14 protein-coding genes are annotated in these 15,070 nt (G+C 72.3%); 11 read left to right on the forward strand and 3 right to left on the reverse strand.

Features of this window, described 5'->3' with window-relative positions; all coding sequences use genetic code 11:
• Nucleotides 1-107: 107 nt before the first annotated feature.
• From ACWCRJ_RS41535 to ACWCRJ_RS41560, 6 genes are all read left to right on the forward strand, one after another.
• Nucleotides 108-1,919, forward strand: a complete 1,812-nt coding sequence (locus tag ACWCRJ_RS41535) for a methylmalonyl-CoA mutase family protein (RefSeq protein ID WP_450944169.1) — start codon at nucleotides 108-110, stop codon at nucleotides 1,917-1,919.
• The gene (gene scpA / locus ACWCRJ_RS41540; RefSeq protein ID WP_450944170.1) at nucleotides 1,916-4,099 is read left to right on the forward strand and encodes a methylmalonyl-CoA mutase; all 2,184 of its coding nucleotides are present in this window, start codon (nucleotides 1,916-1,918) and stop codon (nucleotides 4,097-4,099) included. Before ACWCRJ_RS41535 ends, scpA begins: the two co-directional genes overlap by 4 nt.
• A complete protein-coding gene (gene meaB / locus ACWCRJ_RS41545) occupies nucleotides 4,096-5,085 on the forward strand; it encodes a methylmalonyl Co-A mutase-associated GTPase MeaB (protein WP_450944171.1) in 990 nt (329 codons plus the stop codon). The genes scpA and meaB overlap by 4 nt, the downstream gene beginning before the upstream one ends.
• Before the next feature lie 251 nt (nucleotides 5,086-5,336).
• The gene (locus ACWCRJ_RS41550) at nucleotides 5,337-5,852 is read left to right on the forward strand and encodes a hypothetical protein (RefSeq protein ID WP_450944172.1); all 516 of its coding nucleotides are present in this window, start codon (nucleotides 5,337-5,339) and stop codon (nucleotides 5,850-5,852) included.
• 150 nt (nucleotides 5,853-6,002) lie between these two features.
• Nucleotides 6,003-6,698 carry a class F sortase gene (locus ACWCRJ_RS41555; RefSeq protein ID WP_450944173.1) on the forward strand — a complete coding sequence of 232 codons (696 nt, stop codon included), beginning with the start codon at nucleotides 6,003-6,005 and terminating at the stop codon, nucleotides 6,696-6,698.
• Between the two features lie 213 nt (nucleotides 6,699-6,911).
• Nucleotides 6,912-7,727: a carbonic anhydrase gene (locus tag ACWCRJ_RS41560; protein ID WP_450944174.1), complete on the forward strand. Its 816-nt coding sequence runs from the start codon at nucleotides 6,912-6,914 to the stop codon at nucleotides 7,725-7,727.
• A gap of 127 nt (nucleotides 7,728-7,854) precedes the next feature.
• Here ACWCRJ_RS41560 and ACWCRJ_RS41565 read toward each other — a convergent pair whose 3' ends face one another.
• Nucleotides 7,855-8,304 carry a DUF6299 family protein gene (locus ACWCRJ_RS41565; RefSeq protein ID WP_450944175.1) on the reverse strand — a complete coding sequence of 150 codons (450 nt, stop codon included), beginning with the start codon at nucleotides 8,302-8,304 and terminating at the stop codon, nucleotides 7,855-7,857.
• Between the two features lie 270 nt (nucleotides 8,305-8,574).
• On the opposite strand from ACWCRJ_RS41565, the gene ACWCRJ_RS41570 reads away from it, so the two are divergent.
• The 3 genes from ACWCRJ_RS41570 (at nucleotide 8,575) to ACWCRJ_RS41580 (ending at nucleotide 10,416) form a co-directional block, all read left to right on the forward strand.
• Nucleotides 8,575-8,778: a DUF5999 family protein gene (locus tag ACWCRJ_RS41570; RefSeq protein ID WP_450944176.1), complete on the forward strand. Its 204-nt coding sequence runs from the start codon at nucleotides 8,575-8,577 to the stop codon at nucleotides 8,776-8,778.
• A 69-nt stretch (nucleotides 8,779-8,847) separates the two neighbouring features.
• Nucleotides 8,848-9,714, forward strand: coding sequence for a PaaX family transcriptional regulator (locus ACWCRJ_RS41575; RefSeq protein WP_450944177.1), 867 nt, complete (start codon nucleotides 8,848-8,850; stop codon nucleotides 9,712-9,714).
• A 249-nt stretch (nucleotides 9,715-9,963) separates the two neighbouring features.
• Nucleotides 9,964-10,416, forward strand: a complete 453-nt coding sequence (locus ACWCRJ_RS41580; protein WP_028796574.1) for an ATP-binding protein — start codon at nucleotides 9,964-9,966, stop codon at nucleotides 10,414-10,416.
• A gap of 16 nt (nucleotides 10,417-10,432) precedes the next feature.
• On the opposite strand, the gene argF is transcribed toward ACWCRJ_RS41580, so the two are convergent.
• Complete coding sequence (argF, locus tag ACWCRJ_RS41585; RefSeq protein ID WP_450944178.1) at nucleotides 10,433-11,440, reverse strand: ornithine carbamoyltransferase; 1,008 nt, start codon at nucleotides 11,438-11,440, stop codon at nucleotides 10,433-10,435.
• 130 nt (nucleotides 11,441-11,570) lie between these two features.
• A complete protein-coding gene (locus tag ACWCRJ_RS41590) occupies nucleotides 11,571-12,794 on the reverse strand; it encodes an arginine deiminase (RefSeq protein WP_450944179.1) in 1,224 nt (407 codons plus the stop codon).
• 151 nt (nucleotides 12,795-12,945) lie between these two features.
• Here ACWCRJ_RS41590 and ACWCRJ_RS41595 point away from each other — a divergent pair, with 151 nt between their 5' ends.
• Nucleotides 12,946-14,061 (forward strand): SPFH domain-containing protein, encoded by a 1,116-nt coding sequence (locus ACWCRJ_RS41595; RefSeq protein WP_450944180.1) that lies wholly within the window; start codon nucleotides 12,946-12,948, stop codon nucleotides 14,059-14,061.
• Complete coding sequence (locus tag ACWCRJ_RS41600) at nucleotides 14,058-14,954, forward strand: hypothetical protein (RefSeq protein ID WP_450944181.1); 897 nt, start codon at nucleotides 14,058-14,060, stop codon at nucleotides 14,952-14,954. The genes ACWCRJ_RS41595 and ACWCRJ_RS41600 overlap by 4 nt, the downstream gene beginning before the upstream one ends.
• Nucleotides 14,955-15,070 lie beyond the last annotated feature (116 nt).

Genomic DNA, 15,070 nt, shown 5'->3' on the forward strand with positions numbered 1-15,070 from the left:
TAAGTGACCGGCAGGTAACCCATCCGATTTCAAGGTCACCCCGGGGAGGGCAAGGTCACAGCCGTGCCCCCTGCTGCTCCTTTGCGCCTCTGGCCTAGCATCCGAGCATGACGGTCCTGCCTGACGACGGGCTTGAGCTGGCCACCGAGTTCCCTGACGCAACCCACGAGCAGTGGCAACGCCTCGTTGCGGGCGTGCTGCGCAAGTCGGGCAAGGACGTCGAGGGCGCTCAGGCCGAGGAAGCCCTGTCCACCGCGCTGGAGGACGGGCTGCGCACCCGTCCCCTCTACACCGCGCACGACACCGCGCCCCCTTCCGGTCTCCCCGGATTCGCGCCCTTCGTACGAGGAGGCCGGGCCGCGGGCAACACCGTCGGCGGCTGGGACGTACGCCAGCGGCACACGACGGCGGACCGCGACGCGGTCCTCGCCGACCTGGAGAACGGCGTCACCTCCCTGTGGCTGGTGCTCGGCGAGGCCGGTCTCCCGGTGTCCTCGCTCGGCCGGGTCCTCGACGGCGTGTATCTCGATCTCGCGCCGGTCGTCCTGGACGCGGGCGCCGAGACCGGGCCCGCCGCCGGTGAGTTGCTGCGCCTGTACGCCGAACGGGGCGTCGCCGAGGAGGCGGCGCGCGGCACCCTGGGCGCGGACCCCCTCGGCCACGAGGCCCGCACCGGGCAGACCTACGACTTCGGGCCCGTGGCCGGGCTGGCCCGGCTGTGCGCCGAGAAGTACCCGGGGCTGCGCGCCCTGACCGTGGACGCCCTGCCGTACCACGAGGCCGGTGGCTCGGCCGCGCAGGAGCTGGGTGCCTCGCTGGCGACCGGTGTCGCGTATCTGCGGGAGCTGACCGGGGCCGGGCTCAGTGTCGAACAGGCCTGTGCGCAGCTGGAGTTCCGGTACGCCGCGACCGCCGACCAGTTCCTGACGATCGCCAAGCTGCGGGCCGCGCGGCGGCTCTGGGCCCGGGTGGCCGAGGTGTGCGGGGCGCCCGCGGCCGGGGCGCAGATCCAGCACGCGGTGACCTCGCCGGTGATGATGACGCGCCGCGACCCGTGGGTGAACATGCTGCGCACGACCATCGCCACGCTGGCCGCCGGGGCGGGCGGCGCCGACTCCGTCACCGTGCTGCCCTTCGACCACGCCCTCGGGCTGCCGGACGCGTTCGCCCGGCGTATCGCGCGCAACACCTCCACGATCCTCGTGGAGGAGTCCCACCTCGCCCGGGTCATCGACCCGGCGGGCGGCTCCTGGTACGTGGAACGGCTCACGGACGAACTGGCCCACGCGGGCTGGGAGTTCTTCCAGGAGATCGAGCGCGCGGGCGGCCAGGCGGCGGCCCTGCGCTCCGGCGCCGTGGGGGAGCGCCTCGCCGAGACCTGGGCGGCCCGCAGCGCGAAGCTCGCCCGGCGACGCGAACCGGTCACCGGCGTCAGCGAGTTCCCCCATCTGGCCGAGAAGCCGGTCGTCCGCGAGCCCGCGCCCGAGCCGCCGTCCGGCGGTCTCCCCCGCGTCAGCCGTGACGAGGCGTTCGAGACCTTGCGCGCCCGCTCGGACGCCCACCTCGCCGCGACGGGCTCCCGCCCCCGCCTCTTCCTGGCGTCCCTGGGCCCCGCCGCCGCCCACACCGCGCGGACGACCTTCGCCGCCAACCTCTTCCAGGCGGGCGGCATCGAGCCCGTCACCGAGGGCACGTTCGAGGAGAGCGGTGCCACGGAGGTCTGCCTGTGCTCCAGTGACGCCGTCTACGAGGAGCGGGCCGCGACCGCGGCGGCCGAGCTGAGGGCCGTCGGTGCCTCGCACGTGTTCCTCGCCGGCCGTCCCGCCGAGTACACCGGTGTCGACGGTTTCGTCTTCGCCGGCTGCGACGCCGTGGCCGTGCTGTCCGCGACCCTCGACCGTATGGGAGTGTCCCGATGACCGTCCCCTCCGTCCCCGACTTCTCCGGGATCGAGCTGGGTTCCCCGGCCGTCGGCGGCGGTGCCGACGAGTGGCGTTCGGCGGTGAAGAACGCGGCGGGCGGTGACGACCTGCTGTGGGAGACCCCGGAGGGCATCGGGGTCAAGCCGCTGTACACCGGTCAGGACCTGGAGGGCCTGGACTTCCTGGGCACCTACCCCGGCATGGCGCCGTACCTGCGCGGCCCCTACCCGACGATGTACGTCAACCAGCCCTGGACCATCCGGCAGTACGCGGGGTTCTCCACGGCGGAGGAGTCGAACGCCTTCTACCGGCGCAACCTGGCGGCCGGCCAGAAGGGTCTGTCGGTCGCCTTCGACCTGCCCACCCACCGGGGCTACGACAGCGACCACCCGCGTGTGACGGGTGACGTCGGCATGGCGGGCGTGGCGATCGACTCGATCCTCGACATGCGGCAGCTCTTCGACGGCATCCCGCTGGACAGGATGACCGTGTCGATGACGATGAACGGCGCGGTGCTGCCCGTGCTCGCGCTCTACATCGTGGCGGCCGAGGAACAGGGTGTGCCGGCCGAGAAGCTGGCGGGGACCATCCAGAACGACATCCTCAAGGAGTTCATGGTCCGCAACACCTACATCTATCCGCCGAAGCCGTCGATGCGGATCATCTCCGACATCTTCGCCTTCACCTCGCAGAAGATGCCCCGCTACAACTCCATCTCCATCTCCGGCTACCACATCCAGGAGGCGGGCGCGACGGCCGACCTGGAGCTGGCGTACACGCTCGCGGACGGGGTGGAGTACATCCGGGCGGGCCGGGAGGCGGGGCTGGACGTGGACGCGTTCGCGCCCCGGCTGTCGTTCTTCTGGGCGATCGGGATGAACTTCTTCATGGAGGTCGCCAAGCTGCGCGCGGCCCGCCTGCTGTGGGCGAAGCTGGTGAGGCAGTTCGACCCGCAGAACGCCAAGTCCCTCTCGCTGCGCACCCATTCGCAGACCTCGGGCTGGTCGCTGACCGCGCAGGACGTCTTCAACAACGTCACGCGGACGTGTGTGGAGGCGATGGCCGCCACCCAGGGCCACACCCAGTCACTGCACACCAACGCCCTCGACGAGGCGCTCGCCCTGCCCACCGACTTCTCGGCGCGCATCGCCCGCAACACCCAGCTCCTCATCCAGCAGGAGTCCGGCACGACCCGGGTCATCGACCCCTGGGGCGGCAGCGCCTACGTCGAGAAGCTGACCTACGACCTCGCCCGCCGCGCCTGGCAGCACATCCAGGAGGTCGAGCAGGCGGGCGGCATGGCCAAGGCCATCGACGCGGGCATCCCCAAGCTGCGCATCGAGGAGGCCGCGGCCCGCACCCAGGCCCGGATCGACTCGGGGCGGCAGCCGGTCATCGGCGTCAACAAGTACCGCGTGGAGACCGACGAGCAGATCGACGTCCTCAAGGTCGACAACTCCTCCGTCCGCGCCCAGCAGATCGACAAGCTCCGCCGGCTGCGCGCGGACCGCGACGAACAGGAGTGCCGGGCCTCGCTGGACGCGCTCACCCGGGCCGCCGGGGGCGAGGGCAACCTGCTGGAGCTGGCGGTGCGGGCGGCCCGCGCCAAGGCCACGGTCGGCGAGATCTCCGACGCTCTGGAGAAGGTGTACGGCCGGCACGCGAGCCAGATCCGTACGATCTCCGGCGTGTACCGCAACGAAGCAGGCGAGTCCCCGAACGTGGAGCGCACCCGGAGCCTGGTGGACTCCTTCGGCGAGGCCGAGGGCCGCCGGCCGCGCATCCTGGTGGCCAAGATGGGCCAGGACGGCCACGACCGGGGCCAGAAGGTGATCGCCACCGCCTTCGCCGACCTCGGCTTCGACGTGGACGTCGGCCCGCTGTTCCAGACCCCGGCCGAGGTGGCCCGGCAGGCCGTCGAGGCGGACGTGCACATCGTCGGGGTGTCGTCGCTGGCCGCCGGGCACCTCACCCTCGTACCGGCGCTCAGGGAGCAGCTGGCCGAGGAGGGGCGGCCGGACATCATGATCGTGGTCGGCGGGGTGATCCCGCCGCAGGACGTGCCCACGCTGCTGGAGATGGGCGCGGCGGCCGTGTTCCCGCCCGGGACGGTGATCCCGGACGCGGCGTACGACCTGGTGAAGAGGCTGTCGGACGACCTCGGGCACGACCTGTGATCGATGTCGACGCCTACGTCAAGGGTGTGCTCGACGGGAAGCGGGCGGTCATCGCCCGCGCCATCACCCTCGTCGAGTCCACCCGGCCCCAGCACCGCGCTCTGGCGCAGGAGTTGCTGACCGCGCTGCTGCCGCACAGCGGCCGGGCGCGGCGGATCGGGGTCAGCGGGGTGCCGGGCGTCGGCAAGTCGACGTTCATCGACGCGTTCGGCACGATGCTGACCTCGCTCGGGCACCGGGTGGCCGTGCTGGCGGTGGACCCGTCGTCGAGCCGTACGGGCGGCTCGATCCTCGGCGACAAGACCCGGATGGAGCGCCTGGCCGTCGACCCGGCGGCCTTCGTGCGGCCCTCCCCCACGGCCGGGACGCTCGGTGGGGTCGCCCAGGCCACCCGCGAGTCGATCGTGGTGATGGAGGCGGCGGGCTACGACGTGGTGCTGGTGGAGACCGTCGGTGTCGGCCAGTCCGAGACGGCCGTCGCCAACATGGTCGACTCCTTCCTCCTCCTCACCCTCGCCCGCACCGGCGACCAGCTCCAGGGCATCAAGAAGGGCGTCCTGGAGCTGGCCGACGTGCTCGCCGTCAACAAGGCGGACGGCCCGCACGAGCGCGACGCCCGTACGGCGGCCCGTGAGCTGGCGGGCGCCCTGCGGCTGATGCACGCCAGGGACGCGGCCTGGACGCCGCCGGTGCTGAGCTGCAGCGCCCGCGAGTCGACCGGCCTGGACGCCGTGTGGGAACGCCTGGAGCAGCACCGCACGCTCCTCGACTCCACGGGCCGGCTCGCCGCCAAGCGCCGGGACCAGCAGGTCGACTGGACCTGGTCGATGGTCCGCGACGAACTCCTCGGCCGGCTGCGCACCCACCCCGGTGTACGGTCCCTCGCGCCGGACCTCGAACAGCGCGTCAGGGACGGCGAACTGACGGCCACGCTGGCCGCCGAGCGGATTCTGGAGGCGTTCGGGGACTCCGGCCCGCAGGAGTAGACGGGCTCCGCCCCGGACTCCCGGTCCTTCGGCGGTGTCGGCCGGCTGCCGCACACGGCGGGGGTCGTCGTGCACCCCCTCATGGGCGGGTCCCCCGGGCGGACCGCTCCGGTTCACCCGGCTGAGCGCCCCGAGTGGTGGCGGAACGGGATCCGGCTGACGGTGGATCACGTCGGAGCCGGGTCAAGTCAGCTGACGAAGCACCAGCTGCCCGGCTGTGGCGGAAGGACCATCAGATGCGTTCTGCTCGCATGCTTCTCGCTACCGCGGCGGCCACCGCCGTCCTCGCCATCACCGCACCCGGCGCCTACGCCGACGGTGACAAGTGGGACCACGAGGACCATGGCTACAGCAAGGAGCACGACAAGGACAGCAGCCACGACGGCCCGCGCGGCGGGGTTCACACGGGTGGCGGTGCGCTGACCTCGCTGAACACCGAGGGTGACTGGGGCTCCGAGCGGGGCGCCAAGCCCGACGCGGGGGGCTACGACAAGGAGGAGGCGACGAAGGACGGCCAGGAGAAGGAGTCCTGGAAGGGCGAGAGCGGCAACGAGTCGTGGAAGGACGAGCAGGACAAGGGCTCCTGGAAGGACGAGCAGGAGGGCTCCTGGAAGGGCGACCACGACAAGCCGCGCGGCGGTATGCACACCGGTGGCGGAGCGCTCGCCTCGCCCGCGGTGACCGCGGGCGGGATGGCCGTCCTCGCGGTGGCCGGTACGGGCATGTACGCCCTGCGGCGCAGGAAGACCGCCGGAAGCGTGGCCTGAGCCCATGCCGGGCGCGATACCTGGCGCGATAGCGGCCGCGGCCGCCACACCGTGTGTCGTGTGGCGGCCCGGCCGGCGTTCCGGGGTGTCCCCCGACCGTCCTGTGCCCGTCCGTCCGTTCCGCTGCCGTACCTGGTGAGGTGGTGTCCGATGGCAGCCCGCCCTTCTCCCCCCGGCACCGATCCGGTGCCGACCCGCCCCAGCGCCCGCGTCAATCTGACCGCGGTGTGCGCCGTGGGCCTGATGATCCTGGCGGTGAGCCTGTTCGGCGGTGAGGACTCCCCGACCGACGCCTCCCGCCCGCCGAACGCCCGGCACGCCCCGCAGGCCGCCCCGTCCTCCTCGGCCGGGCAGGACCGCCCCGCCGAACCGCCGGCGCGGCGGCAGCGGGAGAGCGGGTCCCGGCCGGTCCGGCTGCTCATCCCGAAGATCCGGGTGAGCGCCCCGTTCGTCCCTCTGTACGTCGGCCGTTCCGGGCAGCTGGAGGCTCCGCCGGCCGACGACGTGAACCTCGTGGGCTGGCACGCCGAGGGCGCCGCCCCCGGGGAGAGGGGCACCTCGATCATCGCGGGGCACGTCGACACGAAGACCTCGCCGGCCGTCTTCGCGGGGCTCGGCGAACTGGAGAAGGGGGACGTCTTCCACGTCGTACGCGCCGATCACGAGCGGGTGTCCTTCGTGGTCGACGCCGTCGAGACGTTCGAGAAGGACGACTTCCCCGACAAACGGGTGTACGCCGACGCGTCCCGGCCGGAGGTCCGGCTGATCACCTGTGCGGGCGACTACGACCGCAGCGTCATGGACTACACGGAGAACCTGGTGGTCTTCGCGCACCGGACGTGGTGACGGCCCGCCACCGACGGGCGCCGACCAGCCGGCCGGACACGGGGACAGAAAGCGCTCCCCGCCCGTGAATTGAACAGTGAGCGACCGACTGTCCAAAAACCGGCACTGAAGTGACCAAGAAGCATTCAAGAGTCAGCCATGATTGATCAACGCTCGTCCATGATTCGGCATCTTGAACATCTGAGCGTTTAGGCCGGACATACGTTCCTGCCCGTGAACCCTGACGCAGCACCCCACAGAGGCGATGCCGCCGAGGCGACCGCCACCATCGCGGACGCCCCGATATCGCACGCGAAGCCTCGCGGCCGACGCTCACTCCTGCGCGCCGCGCTGGCCGGCACCGCCGTCGTCGGCGGCGGCCTCGCCGTCGGCGCCTTCCCGGCGGACGCCGAGCCCGTCGCCCGCTCCACCCGCTCGCACTCCACGCCCCCCACCCCCAAGCGGCCGAGCACGGCGGACGAGGCACTGAAGGAACTCTCGAAGGGCAACCGCCGTTGGCGGACCCTGCACGAGAAGCACCCCGACGAGGGTTCCACCGTGCGCAAGGCCCTGACGTCCGGTCAGCAGCCGTTCGCCCTCGTTCTCGGCTGCATCGACTCCCGCGTCCCCCCGGAGCTGGTCTTCGACCAGGGCCTCGGCGACCTGATGACCGTGCGCAGCGCGGGCGAGGTGCTGGACCAGTCGGTGCTCGGCAGCGTCAAGTACGGCGTCCTCGAACTGAGCATCCCGCTGGTCGTGGTGCTCGGCCACCAGTCCTGCGGGGCCGTCAAGGCCGCCGTCGCGGTGGACGAGAGCGGTGAGGAGCTGCCCAGCGGCATCCAGTACATCGCCGACGAGATCGCCCCGGCCATCGACCACAGCGTGACCGGCGACGCCCGGGTCGCGGCGACGATCGACGCGAACGTCCGGCTCGTGCGCTCCAAGGTCGTGGCCGACCCCGACGTCGCCGCCAGGCTGAAGGCCGGCAAGGTGACCGTCGTCGGCGCCCGTTACGACCTGACGACACAGCGCGTGCATCTGCTCAAGTAGCGCGTGCGCCCGCCCGGGCGACAGGCCCGGGCAGGGGAAAGGCGGCTCCGGTGGACCACCCACCGCCGGAGCCGCCTTTTTCTGTGCGGTCGCGGGCGCGGGGCCCGGGACTCGCCCGGCCGCCGGCTCAGCCCTCGACGAGGGTGATGTCCTGCTGCCGCACCGCGTGGAACCTGGGCAGCGGCAGGCCGCCGCCCGACAGTTCGGTGACGGTGGCCTCCACCCGGGCGGGACCCGGCAGATAGCGGCCCGGCTCGGCCCGGTCCGTGTTGGTCCAGGCGTGCTCGGCGCCGTCACAGACCGCCGACGACCCGCCGACCCCCTTGCGGACCCGGCTGTCGCCCTGCTGGAGCGAGGACGAGACGAACACGGGACCGCTGCTGCCGAGGCAGCGGTACGTGCCGGACAGGGTGAGGGTGCCGTCCGGGGCGACGTACCCGGTGGGGTCGATGGTCACCGTCTCGGACGAGTCGTACGCGGCACCGGCGGACGGGGCGGCGCCGAGCAGCAGCAGCGCGGCACCGGCGGCGGCGCCGAGCACGCGCGGGACCTGCGAGAAGGCCGGGGACAAGGGCATGGGGATACCTCCTTGGAACGGGGTTCCAGGGGTACCGGCCCGGCCGGTGCGCGCCCGTGATCGTCACCCCCGCGTCGGCGCGTCGGTTCGGCCGTCCTCACTACCGGCCGCGGCCCGCGCGCCGGGGCGTTGTGTCCGCGTCCTGTCACGGCACGTCCGGGTGCTGTCACGTCTCGCGGAACCGTGTGGCCATGAGGTCCCGGCGCGGGCATGGTCTGGGGTGCGAGGCGGTGCTCGCCGCCGGCACTCACCACGACGTGGAGGTGCGCCATGTGTGCTCACCAGCCCCTGTGCCCCTCGATCGACAGCACGGACCGCGACGCCGCGCACATCGTCGCCTTCCACCCCGAGCAGGGCTGGAACCTGCTGTGCAACGGGGCGATCGTCTTCGACGACACCGGAGAACTCCTGCCCGACGGCAGCGTGGTCGCCCCGCACCGCCCGGTCTTCGGCAACCTGGCGACCGCCGCCTGAAACGTTCTCCCGTACGGCTGCGGCGGAACGACGCACCCTGCGTGACCAGCGGTGATACCGCGACCTAAAATGATCAACGTGTCGGAACAGCACGCACCTCGTTCGCTCATCGTCACTTTCTACGGCGCCTACGGCCGTTCGGTGCCGGGTCCCGTGCCCGTCTCCGAGCTGATCCGGCTGCTCGCGGCGATCGGTGTCGACGCGCCCTCCGTCCGCTCCTCGGTGTCCCGGCTGAAACGGCGCGGCCTGCTGCTGCCGGCCCGTACGGCGACGGGGGCGGCCGGGTACGCGCTGTCGGACGAGGCGCGGCGGCTCCTGGACGACAGCGACCGGCGGATCCACGCGTCGGCGGCCGGGCAGGACGAGGGCTGGGTCCTGGCGGTGTTCTCGGTGCCGGAGTCGGAGCGGCAGAAACGGCATGTGCTGCGCTCCCGGCTGGCCGGACTCGGCTTCGGCACGGCCGCCCCGGGCGTGTGGATCGCGCCGGCCCGGCTGCACGAGGAGACCCGGCACACCCTGACCCGGCTGCGGCTCGACCCGTACGTGGACCTGTTCCGGGGCGAGCACCTGGGCTTCACGGCGACCGCCGAGGCCGTGGCGCGATGGTGGGACCTGTCCGGGATCGCCAAACGGCACGAGGCGTTCCTCGACCGGCACGCGCCCGTGCTGCGCGACTGGGACCGCCGCGAGGACACCCCGCCGCAGGAGGCGTACCGCGACTATCTGACGGCCCTGGACTCCTGGCGGCACCTTCCGTACGTCGACCCGGGGCTGCCCGCCGCGCTGCTTCCGGCGGACTGGCCGGGGGTGCGCGCGGCGGCCGTGTTCCGGGCACTGCACGCGCGGTTGCGGGACCCGGGGGCGGCGTTCGCGGGGGTGGACCCGCGCAGGGGCCCCGGGCATCCGGAGCCCGGGGCGCCGGGCGGGACGGTCTGACCCACCGGGCTGCCGGGCGCGGGCAGGACCACGGCCCGCCCGTCACCTCGCGGGCACGCCCGGCGTGACTCGGTCACGGGCGTTCGACAAGGCCGTAACGACGGGATCGGCCGGGCGCGGCGGAGCGTTGCCGTGGGTAGACCGGCGGCAACGGGGCCGAAGGTCCCCCGCGGCGCCCGCCGAGCGGCTTTGCCGGTCAGCGCCGTACCATTCATCACGTTGAAAGCAGGACGAGCCATGACCTGCTCCATGAACGGACCCGCCGCCTTGCAAGAACCCTCCGCCCCCGCCTCCTGGCGCATCGCGCTGCCGCACACCGCCGCGGCCGTGCCCGTGGCCCGTGCGCTGGTGCGTACGGCGCTGACCGAACTGGAGCACGGGGCGGACTGCGACACGGCGGAGCTGCTCACGGCGGAACTGGTCGCGAACGCGATCGAGCACGCGGCCGGTGACGGGCCCATAGAGCTGGTGGTGGAGCTGGTTCCGACCGGCTGCAAGGTGGAGGTCCACGACCCCGACCCGGCGCCCCCGGGCGATCTGACCGCTCCGGGCCATCTCGACCCCGACCCCTGGCAGGAGCACGGCCGCGGTCTGCTCCTCATCCGCGCCCTCAGCTCGGCGTGCGGCCACCGCCCGACGGACTCGGGCAAGGCGGTGTGGTTCAGGCTGCCGACGGTGCCGCCCCAGCGCCGCCACGTGTAGCGGGGCCGCGCGGGGCTCAGCCCAGCGTCGCCACCAGAACCGCCTTGATCGTGTGCAGCCGGTTCTCCGCCTCGTCGAAGACGACCGAGTGCGACGACTCGAACACCTCGTCCGTCACCTCCAGCGAGTCCAGCCCGTGCAGCTCGTGGATCTCGCGCCCGACCTTCGTGCCGAGGTCGTGGAAGGCCGGCAGGCAGTGCAGGAACTTGACGTTCGCGTTGCCGGTGGCCCGCAGGACGTCCATGGTGACGGCGTACGAGGACAGCGCGCCGATGCGCTCGTCCCAGACCTCCTTGGGCTCGCCCATGGAGACCCAGACGTCGGTGGCGACGAAGTCGGCGCCCTCGACTCCCTCGTGGACGTGCTCGGTGAGCGTGATCCGCGCCCCGCTGATCTCCGCGAGCTTGCGCGCGTGGACGACGATCTCCTCGGCCGGCCAGTAGTCCTGCGGGGCGACGATCCGGACGTCCATGCCGAGCAGGGCCCCGGTGACCAGGTACGAGTTGCCCATGTTGAAGCGAGCGTCGCCGAGGTAGGCGAAGACCGTCTCGTCGAGCGGCTTGGCGCAGTGCTCGGTCATGGTCATCACGTCGGCCAGCATCTGGGTGGGGTGCCAGTCGTCGGTGAGGCCGTTGTAGACCGGGACGCCGGCGTACGCGGCCAGCTCCTCGACGTTCGCCTGGCTGTCCCCGCGGTACTCGATCGCGTCGAACATCCGGCCGAGCACCCGCGCGGTGTCCCGTACGGACTCCTTGTGGCCCATCTGGGAGCCGGAGGGGTCGAGGTACACGGTCCGGGCCCCCTGGTCGGCCGCGGCGACCTCGAACGCGCAGCGGGTGCGTGTCGAGGTCTTCTCGAAGACGAGCGCGATGTTGCGGCCCCGCAGGTGCTGGGTCTCCGTCCCGGCCTTCTTGGCCGCCTTGAGCTCCACGGCCAGCCCGATCAGCCCGCGGAACTCCTCCGCGGTGAAGTCCAGCTCCTTGAGGAAGTGGCGCCCGGCGAGGGCGTGGGGAACGGTCGCCATGGGGCGCTCCTGGGTCGACGGGACAGGGTCAGCATGAGAAGACTGGAAGTCTATACGATGTTCCACATTTCTATACGGGCGCAGGCCCGGACGGCCGGCCGACCGTCCGCAGTGTCGCCCGGCCGCCCGCCTATACGGCCGATCTCTCCACCGGGCAGCTCATACAGCGCGGCCCGCCCCTCCCCCGCCCCAGCTCGCTCCCGGGGATCTCGATCACCTCGATGCCCTGCTTGCGCAGATGCGTGTTGGTGGTGGCGTTGCGTTCGTAGGCGACGACGACGCCGGGCTCGACGGCGAGGACGTTGCAGCCGTCGTCCCACTGCTCCCGTTCGGCCGCGTGGACGTCCTGCGTGGCGGTCAGCACCCGGATGGAGTCGAGGCCGAGGGCCGCGGCGATCGCGCGGTGCATGTGCTCCGGCGGATGGTCGGTGACCTTGAGCTCCTTCTCGCCGACGCCGGGTTCGATGGTGTACGAGCGGAGCATGCCGAGTCCGGCGTACTGGGTGAAGGTGTCGCCGTCGACCATGGTCATGACGGTGTCCAGATGCATGAAGGCGCGGCGTTTCGGCATGTCGAGGGCCACGATGGTCTGCGCGGAACCGGCGGCGAACAGCTTGTGGGCGAGCATCTCCACGGCCTGGGGGGTGGTGCGCTCGCTCATGCCGATGAGGACGGCGCCGTTGCCGATCACGAGGACGTCACCACCCTCGATGGTCGACGGGTAGTCGGCCTGGCCCTCCGACCAGACGTGGAACGTCTCGTCGCGGAAGAGGGGATGGTGGCGGTAGATCGCCTCGAAGTGGACGGTCTCGCGCCGGCGGGCGGGCCAGCGCATGGCGTTGATGGAGACCCCGTCGTAGATCCAGGCGGAGGTGTCGCGGGTGAAGAGGTGGTTGGGCAGGGGGTCGAGGAGGAACTCGTCCAGCTCCATGACGTGGAAGCGGACGGAGGCCGGCTCCATGTGCGCGTCGAGGAACTCGCGCTTGGTCATGCCGCCGATCAGCGCCTCGACCAGTTCCGTCAGGGGAAGCGACTCGAAGGCGGCCCTGAGGTGGTCCGTGGCGAGCGGGCCGTACTCCTTCTCGTCGAAGACCCGGTCGAGGACCAGCTCCCGGGCGCTCGGGATCCGCAGGGCATCGGTGAGGAGGTCGCCGAAGAGGTGGACGGCGACCCCCCGGTCACGCAGCACGTCGGCGAACCCGTCGTGCTCGGCGCGCGCCCGGCGCACCCAGAGCAGGTCGTCGAAGAGCAGCGCGTCCTTGTTGCTGGGGGTGAGCCTTTTGAGCTCTAGATCCGGCCGGTGCAGGATGACGCGGCGCAGCCGCCCGGCCTCGGAGTCGACGTGGAATCCCATGTCCTCATCCTGACCATTCGGGCGCGTGTTCACCCGCCGCTCGGCCGAATCGGAATCCTTCCATCTCGTCCCCTTGACGATAAGAGACCGCCCCATTATCGTCTGAGTGACACTAAGCAGGGTCGATCAGTCATCACGAGGGGGATCATCCATGGCCGACATCACCAGACGGCTCGGCTGGCGGCATCTGCGCGGCGCGCCCACCGCGCACATCCGCCACCACCGCTCCGGGCGGCTCGTGCACGACGGCCCGGGGCTGAGCTTCTGGTACCGGTCGCTGAGCGCCGCGCTCTCCGAGATACCGGTGGACGACCGGGAGCTGGCGATGACCTTCCACGCCCGTACGTCCGACTTCCAGGACGTGGCGGTGCAGGCGACGGTCACCTACCGGGTCAGCGACCCGGCGATCGCCGCCGTCCGCCTCGACTTCTCCATCGACCCCGACACCGGCGTCTGGCGCGGCGCTCCCCTGGAACAGCTGTCGACGCTGCTGACGGAGACGGCCCAGCAGCACGCGCTGGACGTCCTGGCCCGTACGACGCTGGCGTCGGCCCTGGTCGACGGCGTCGCGGCGGTCCGGGAGCGGGTGGCGAGCGGGCTGGCGGCCGAGCCCCGGCTCCCCGCCACCGGGATCGAGATCGTGGCCGTACGCGTGGTGGCGCTGCGGCCCGAACCCGAGGTGGAGCGGGCGCTGCGCACGCCCGCCCGGGAACAGATCCAGCAGGAGGCGGACCGGGCGACCTACGAGCGGCGGGCGGTGGCCGTCGAGCGGGAACGGGCCATCGCCGAGAACGAGCTGGCCAGCCAGATCGAACTCGCCCGGCGCGAGGAGCAGCTGGTCGAGCAGCGGGGGACCAACGCACGGCGGGAGGCGCAGGAGAGGGCCTCGGCGGACGCGGTGAAGGCGGGCGCGGAGGCGGCCCGGACGGTACGGCTGACCGAGGCGGAGGCCGAGCGGACGGTGAAGCTCGCGGAGGCGGAGGCCGCGCGGAGTGTGAAGCTGGCCGAGGCCGAGGCGCAGCGGCAGGTCAGGCTCTCCGCGGCGGAGGCTCGGGCCGCGCGGGCTGTCGGCGAGGCGCGGGCCGAGGCACAGGCGGCCTGGCTGCGGGTGCACGCCGAGGTGGACGCGGCGACGCTGCACGCGCTGACGGCGACACGGCTCGCGGAGAACCTGCCGCGCATCGAGAGCGTGACCGTCTCGCCGGACGTGCTGACCGGGCTGCTTTCCCGGCTCGGCGGGGCGGGCGGCGGCGGGGACACGGCGTGAGCCTCGCCCCGCGGGTGGTGCTGGTCCATCGCACCACCGAGTACGAGGAGTTGGTGGCCCGGCACGGGACGCACGGCCAGGCCGCCTTCTTCCTGCGGTCCCGGGGGCGGGACATCGAGGACGTGGCCGAGCGGCACCGCCGCGAGCGCGGGGCGCTGGCGGAGGTCACGGCCTCGGTGCCGCTGACCTGGCGTTCGGCGCGGGTCGAGCGCGGCGACCTGGACCGGTTCCTGTTCGCCCCCGAGGACGTCGTGGTCGTGGTCGGGCAGGACGGGCTGGTGGCCAATGTCGCCAAGTACCTCGCGGGACAGCCGGTGGTGGGAATCAACCCCGACCCCCGGCGCAATCCGGGGGTGCTGGTGCGTCACCGGCCCGACCAGGCGGGCAAGCTGCTCACCTCCTCGCAGCACGGCGTGGGGTCGGACGAGCTGACCATGGTGGAGGCCGTCGCCGACGACACGCAGCGGCTGGTGGCGCTCAACGAGATCTACCTCGGCGCGGCGGGGCACCAGACCGCCCGGTACCGCCTGGGGTTCGACGGCGACAGGGGTGCCGTCGAACCCCAGGCCTCGTCCGGGGTGCTCGTCGGGACGGGGACCGGGGCGAGCGGATGGATCCGGTCGGTGTGGCAGGAACGGGCGAGTGAGCTGGCGCTGCCCGGGCCCGGTGAGGACCGGCTCCTGTGGTTCGTGCGCGAGGCATGGCCCTCGCCCGCCACCGGGACGTCGCTGGTCGCGGGACAGTTGGCGGCGGCCGCCCGGCTGTGTCTCACCGTCGAGTCGGACCGGCTCATCGTCTTCGGGGACGGGATGGAGGGGGACGCGCTGGAGCTGACGTGGGGGCAGACGGTGCGGGTGGGAGTGGCGGGGGTCCGGTTGCGGTTGGTGGGCTGAGATTCGGGTGCGGGCCCGGTGGGGCTTCTCGCGCAGTTCCCCGCGCCCCTGAAAGCCCAGGCCCTGCGGGCCTGAAAAGCACGGGGCGCAGCCCCTGCTTTTCAGGGGCGCGGGGA

The organism is Streptomyces sp. NPDC002324 (assembly GCF_053593335.1).

Coding starts and splice junctions, on each gene's coding strand:
- ACWCRJ_RS41555 (WP_450944173.1), top strand. CDS start 6,003: ATGGCAGCCCGCCCTTCTCCCCCCGGCACCGATCCGGTGCCGACCCGC.
- ACWCRJ_RS41595 (WP_450944180.1), top strand. CDS start 12,946: ATGGCCGACATCACCAGACGGCTCGGCTGGCGGCATCTGCGCGGCGCG.
- scpA (WP_450944170.1), top strand. CDS start 1,916: ATGACCGTCCCCTCCGTCCCCGACTTCTCCGGGATCGAGCTGGGTTCC.
- ACWCRJ_RS41535 (WP_450944169.1), top strand. CDS start 108: ATGACGGTCCTGCCTGACGACGGGCTTGAGCTGGCCACCGAGTTCCCT.
- ACWCRJ_RS41565 (WP_450944175.1), bottom strand. CDS start 8,304: ATGCCCTTGTCCCCGGCCTTCTCGCAGGTCCCGCGCGTGCTCGGCGCC.
- argF (WP_450944178.1), bottom strand. CDS start 11,440: ATGGCGACCGTTCCCCACGCCCTCGCCGGGCGCCACTTCCTCAAGGAG.
- ACWCRJ_RS41550 (WP_450944172.1), top strand. CDS start 5,337: ATGCTTCTCGCTACCGCGGCGGCCACCGCCGTCCTCGCCATCACCGCA.
- ACWCRJ_RS41570 (WP_450944176.1), top strand. CDS start 8,575: ATGTGTGCTCACCAGCCCCTGTGCCCCTCGATCGACAGCACGGACCGC.
- ACWCRJ_RS41575 (WP_450944177.1), top strand. CDS start 8,848: ATGATCAACGTGTCGGAACAGCACGCACCTCGTTCGCTCATCGTCACT.
- ACWCRJ_RS41580 (WP_028796574.1), top strand. CDS start 9,964: ATGAACGGACCCGCCGCCTTGCAAGAACCCTCCGCCCCCGCCTCCTGG.
- ACWCRJ_RS41590 (WP_450944179.1), bottom strand. CDS start 12,794: ATGGGATTCCACGTCGACTCCGAGGCCGGGCGGCTGCGCCGCGTCATC.